Consider the following 5203-nt stretch of genomic DNA (forward strand, 5'->3'; position numbering starts at 1 on the left):
CCTCGAAAAACGCCGCGGCGGTCGCCTCGGGCGCCCCTAGGTAACCGGACGCCACGGTGTCGCCGCCCAGGAGGACCCGGCCGTCGTCGTCGAGCATGACCCGGACCCCGTCGATGGGGCTTCCGTCGTACACGCAACCGCCGCACGTCTCGGCGGAGCCATAGGTGGTCACCACCTTCAGTCCAGCCTCCCTGGCGGCGTCCAGCAGCGCGGCGGAGGCAGGCGCCCCGCCCAGGAGGATGGCGTTGAAACGGCGAAGTACTGCGAGGGTCTGCGGCGAGGGTGAGTCCAGGAGCCGCTGCAACTGTGTAGGCACCAGCGAGGTGAAGCGGATCGTGTCCGTCAGCTCTTCGGCGGCGGCGGTAAAGGCCTCCGGAGTGAAGCCGTTCGAGAGGTCCATGACCCACGGGCGCGTGCCGGCGAAGAGCGAGCGAACCAAAACCTGGACGCCGGCAACGTATTGCAGCGGCAGGGCCAGGAGCCACTGTCCCTCGCCGCGGAGCGCGATGGCCGTGGCCATGGAAGAAGCTGCGAGCTGGTCGACCGTGAGCACCGTGGCCTTGGGCGTGCCGGTGGAACCGGAGGTGCGGACCACTACTGCGGCATCCTCGAAACCAGGCGTTTCAACGGCGACCGCTACCGGGGTGCCGGCCTCCGGGACGACGATTTCGACGGCGGGTCCCTCATCGTGGAGGGCGGCGGCCAAGGCTTTGAGAACGGGGTCGATGTTCACGGGCGAGTCCTAGAAGTAGTACGGAAAGTTGGACCAGTCCGGATCGCGCTTCTCGAGGAAGGCTTCCTTGCCCTCCACGGCTTCGTCCGTCATGTAGGCCAGGCGCGTGGCCTCCCCGGCGAAGACCTGTTGGCCGGCCAAGCCGTCGTCGGCGAGGTTGAAGGCGAACTTGAGCATGCGGATGGCTTGCGGGGACTGGCGCGCGATGTCCGCGGCGTACTCAAGTGCAACTTCCTCGAGGCGCTCGTGGTCCACAGCCTCGTTGACGGCACCCATGCGGACCATGTCCTCCGCGGAATACTCACGGGCCAGGAAGAAGATCTCCCGGGCGGCTTTCTGCCCGATCTGCCGGGCGAGCAGCGCCGAGCCGTAACCGGCGTCGAAACTTCCCACGGTGGCGTCGGTCTGCTTGAACTTGCCGTGCTCGCGGGACGCGATGGTGAGGTCCGAGACAACGTGCAGTGAGTGCCCGCCACCGGCAGCCCAGCCGTTCACGACGGCGATGACCACCTTGGGCATGGTCCGCATGAGCCGCTGGACTTCCAGGATGTGCAGGCGGCCGGCCCGCGCGGGGTCGATGCTCTCCTGCGTCTCACCGTCGGCGTACCGATAACCGTCGCGGCCGCGGATCCGCTGGTCCCCGCCGGAACAGAAGGAGTGGCCACCGTCCTTGGGGGAGGGGCCGTTCCCGGTGAGGAGTACCGTGGCGACATCCGGAGTCATCCGGGCGTGGTCCATGGCGCGGTAGAGCTCGTCAACGGTGCCGGGGCGGAAGGCATTGCGGACCTCCGGGCGGTTGAAAGCGATCCGGACCGTCGGAAGGTCCCTCGTCACCTTTCCGTCTGCGTCCCGCTCGACCTGCCGGTGGTACGTCATGTCCTGGAAATCGTCGAAACCGGACACGGTACGCCAGCGCGACGGGTCAAAGACGTCGGATACCTTGGCGGGGAAGTCGTTGCTCACCCTCAGAGTCTAGTAATCCAGTCAGCTGATGCAGAACTCGTTGCCTTCGGGATCCGCCATGGTGTGCCATTCGTGCGGCCCTTGCTTTGCCGTCCACAGGTATTTCGCGCCCCGCGCTTCCAATGCGGCGCGGACGTCGTCCTTGTCCTGTCCGTTGAGGCGAACGTCCCAGTGGACACGGTTCTTGACGGTCTTATCCTCCGGAACGGTCTGGAACAGGAAGCGGCGGCGGGTGTCCTTGTCCTGGTCTTCTTCCGGGCCGATGGCCGCGCCGTCCTTCCACACGAGCTTGCCGTTGTGGGTGGTGGTCTCTTCCTCCGTGGCGAAGCCTTGATCCACCATGGACCGGATGAACGCCTCGTCCTGGGGCTCCACGATCCACTCGAGCGTCTCGGCCCACCAATCGGCCAGGACGTGCGGATTCTTGCAGTCGATCACTACCTGAAAGTTCAGTGCCATGAACTGAACCTACGACGACGGCGCGTGGCCGGGGAAGTGCCAAGCGGACAGTTCCGGTCCGGGTTGGTTAGCCGCCGAGGAGCTGCGGCGGGATCGCGTAGATCAGCACGACGGCCAACAGGTTCTTGGCGGCGTGAACGAAGTAGGAGAACATCACGTTCTTGCCCGTCCAGACGTAGACGGCCACCAGCACGACGCCCATTCCGAGGTACGGGGCCAGGGCCGGAAGTACCAGGCCCTCTCGTCCCACCACGTGGATGGCCGCGAAACAAAGCACGGACAGCGCGCAACATAGCCAAATATTGACGCGGCGGGACAACTTGCCGATGAGCAGGTGCCGGAACAGGTATTCCTCCACGAAGGGCCCCAACACCACCAGCAAAGGGACCACGAACCAGGCCGGCAGTTGCAGGACCAGGGACTGGAGGCCCAGTTGGTTCTGCGACTCCTTGGCCGAGGCGGTAACTGTCACCAGGATGGCGGTGATCACGAGCATCGCCACGATGGACAGCGGAATCATGGCGAGCGTGAACCACGGACGCGTGGCCAGGATCAGGAGGTCCCGGGCAATGACGCGCCACGCAGCCGCAACCGCGAACAGGCCCACCGATGCGTAGAAAGCGAGGTTGATGGCGAAGACGGCGGTGGCGGGGTCGGGGAAGACGTGCTGTACGAAAGCCGTCACCGGGGCCGTGGCGAGGCTGAGGACAGCCGCCAATGACACATAGAGTCCGAAAGCCGCAGCGTCCAAGCCCGTGAAACGGTATAGCCTGCCGGCTGGCGGAATGGTGCCCATATGTCCAGCGTAACGCCCCTGTTTGTTGCCCGCGTCACGCTCCGCCGAAATCACCGGGTAAGATGGTTTTGCCGGATTTACCTTCGACGCTTCCGTGTTTTCGCCACTGATTCGACTTGCCATCAGGCTGAAAGCTCGAATTGCTTGTGCCGATGCGCGTGAAGCCAGGGCCGGTATCTCCTCAACCCACAAGGAACAGCTGTGCCTCAAAACACCACAACCGACCTTCAGCGTGAGCCGGGAACCCTGGCTGCGCCCAGTACCGCTACAACTTCCGAAAACCTCAGCGCCGAGGGCTACCAGAAGACCCTGAGCCGCCGCCACGTCACGATGATCGCGATGGGTGGCGCGATCGGCGTAGGCCTCTTCATGGGCGCGGGCGGACGCCTCGCCTCCACCGGTCCGGCCTTGATTTTCTCGTACGCCATTGCCGGCGTCATCGCCTACCTGCTGATGCGGGCCCTCGGCGAACTGATCATGTACCGCCAGACCTCCGGCTCCTTTGTCAGCTACGCCGGTGAAATGTTCGGCAAGAAGGGCGCCTTCCTCTCCGGTTGGATGTACTTCATCAACTGGGCCATGACCGGCATCGCCGAACTCATTGCCATCGGCCTGTACTTCCAGTTTTTCTTCCCGAACGTTCCCGTTGAACTGTCCGCCATCGCCGCGCTGGTGCTGCTGGTGGCCGTGAACCTGTTCAGCGTCAAGGCCTTCGGCGAGTTCGAATTCTGGGCTTCCTGCCTCAAGGTCGCCGCGATCCTGATCTTCCTCGCCGTGGGCACCTTCATGGTGGTCACCAACGCGCAGGTCGGCACCGGCCACGCGTCCGTCGGGAACCTCTTCGCTGCCGACGGCGGCATGTTCCCCAAGGGCGGCCTGGTGATGATCCTGGTCCTCAACGCCGTGATCTTCGCCTACAACGCCATCGAACTGGTCGGCATCACCGCCGGCGAGATGCAGAACCCGGAACGCGAAGTTCCCAAGGCGATCCGCGCCGTCGTGATCCGCATTGTGGTTTTCTACGTCGGTTCCGTCACCCTGCTGGCGATGCTCCTGCCCTCGGACCAGTACCACGCGGGTACCTCCCCGTTCGTCACGGTGTTCGGCCAGATGGGCCTGCCGTGGATGGGCGACGTCATGAACATGATCGTCATCACCGCCGCGCTGTCCTCGTGCAACTCGGGCCTGTACTCGATCGGCCGCATCTTCCGCACCATGGCCAACAATGGACATGCCCCCAAGTGGCTCACCAAGATGTCCACCCGCCACGTGCCGTACGCGGCCATCCTGGCAATCGGCGCCGTGTACCTCGTGGGCATCCTGCTCAACATCTGGTTGGGTGGTTCGCACGCCTTCGACCTCGCGCTGAACACCGCTTCGATCGGGGTCATCTTCACATGGGGCTCGATCTTCGCCAGCCAGATCGCGCTGCGCAAGAAGAAGGGCAACGTCTCCAGCCTCCCCATGCCGGGTTCGCCGTGGACCAGTTGGGTTGGCTGATCGCACTCTTGGCCATCACCGTGCTGATCGGCATGGACACCATGACGGACAAGGCAACGGGCGAGGTGTTCCTCCTGGGCCTCTGGACCCTGGCCACCATCCCGTTCTTCGCCCTGGTGCTGTGGCTCGGCTGGCAGAAGGTCAAGAACAACGAACCGAAGAGCGAGCTTTTTAGCTAGCGCGTACTAGCCGACGACGGCGGGCGCCTCCTCTCAAGGGGGTGCCCGCCGTCGTTGTTGGTTCAGCCTTCAGGTACTTCGCGAAGTGGTCCTCGATCCGCTGCCAGGCTTCCGGAGCGGCGGCCGGATCGGGTTTGATGCCCATCACCCGCATCAAGGGCCGCAGTGGCCGCGGCCCTACCGGGACGTCGTTCATGAAGCGTGGCCCGCCGTCGGGAATTCCTTGACGTCGTGTTCGATCCCGAGGCTCGTCAGCGCGGCCTCCAACTTCGCGGCCGCTCCCGGCAACGTCCGGTCCTTGCCTCCGTAGTTGCCCACCACCGGGCATGCGCCTTCCAAAGCCTGCTCAAGGTTCCGTGGCAATTGGCCGTAGTTCACGGAGGCGGCGTCGAAGTCGTCATGGGCTGCGAGCAGGGCGAAGGCGCCTCCCATGCAGAAGCCGATGACTCCCACTTTCCCGGTGCAGCGGGCATCGTTGCGGAGCCAGGACCGTGCCGTGGACACGTCCGTGAAGGCTCGGCCCGTGCCCGACCCCAGGGAGCGCATGGTCGCCACGAGGCAGCGCCTCGCGCC

At 64.8% G+C, this 5203-nt stretch carries 5 protein-coding genes and 1 pseudogene; 1 reads left to right on the forward strand and 5 read right to left on the reverse strand.

Annotated features, from left to right (window positions below; translation table 11 throughout):
- From AHiyo1_RS18545 to AHiyo1_RS18560, 4 genes are all read right to left on the reverse strand, one after another.
- The coding region (locus AHiyo1_RS18545) for an AMP-binding protein (RefSeq protein ID WP_148667663.1) at nucleotides 1-733 on the reverse strand (733 nt) is incomplete at its 3' end.
- Between the two features lie 9 nt (nucleotides 734-742).
- Complete coding sequence (locus AHiyo1_RS18550; protein WP_059389529.1) at nucleotides 743-1696, reverse strand: 1,4-dihydroxy-2-naphthoyl-CoA synthase; 954 nt, start codon at nucleotides 1694-1696, stop codon at nucleotides 743-745.
- A gap of 21 nt (nucleotides 1697-1717) precedes the next feature.
- Complete coding sequence (locus AHiyo1_RS18555; protein ID WP_059389530.1) at nucleotides 1718-2155, reverse strand: VOC family protein; 438 nt, start codon at nucleotides 2153-2155, stop codon at nucleotides 1718-1720.
- 67 nt (nucleotides 2156-2222) lie between these two features.
- A complete protein-coding gene (locus AHiyo1_RS18560) occupies nucleotides 2223-2951 on the reverse strand; it encodes a CPBP family intramembrane glutamic endopeptidase (RefSeq protein WP_059389531.1) in 729 nt (242 codons plus the stop codon).
- 201 nt (nucleotides 2952-3152) lie between these two features.
- On the opposite strand from AHiyo1_RS18560, the pseudogene AHiyo1_RS18565 reads away from it, so the two are divergent.
- A pseudogene (locus AHiyo1_RS18565) lies at nucleotides 3153-4630 on the forward strand (amino acid permease).
- Between the two features lie 192 nt (nucleotides 4631-4822).
- Here the strand turns inward: AHiyo1_RS18565 and AHiyo1_RS18570 are convergent.
- Nucleotides 4823-5203 (reverse strand): dienelactone hydrolase family protein (locus tag AHiyo1_RS18570; RefSeq protein WP_445286237.1); only part of this gene is annotated, 381 nt, incomplete at its 5' end.

It is taken from the genome of Arthrobacter sp. Hiyo1 (genome assembly GCF_001263615.2).
Taxonomy (GTDB): Bacteria; Actinomycetota; Actinomycetes; order Actinomycetales; family Micrococcaceae; genus Arthrobacter.

Excerpts from the sequence above, each read along its gene's own strand:
- AHiyo1_RS18560 (WP_059389531.1), bottom strand. The coding sequence starts at position 2,951 with ATGGGCACCATTCCGCCAGCCGGCAGGCTATACCGTTTCACGGGCTTG.
- AHiyo1_RS18555 (WP_059389530.1), bottom strand. The coding sequence starts at position 2,155 with ATGGCACTGAACTTTCAGGTAGTGATCGACTGCAAGAATCCGCACGTC.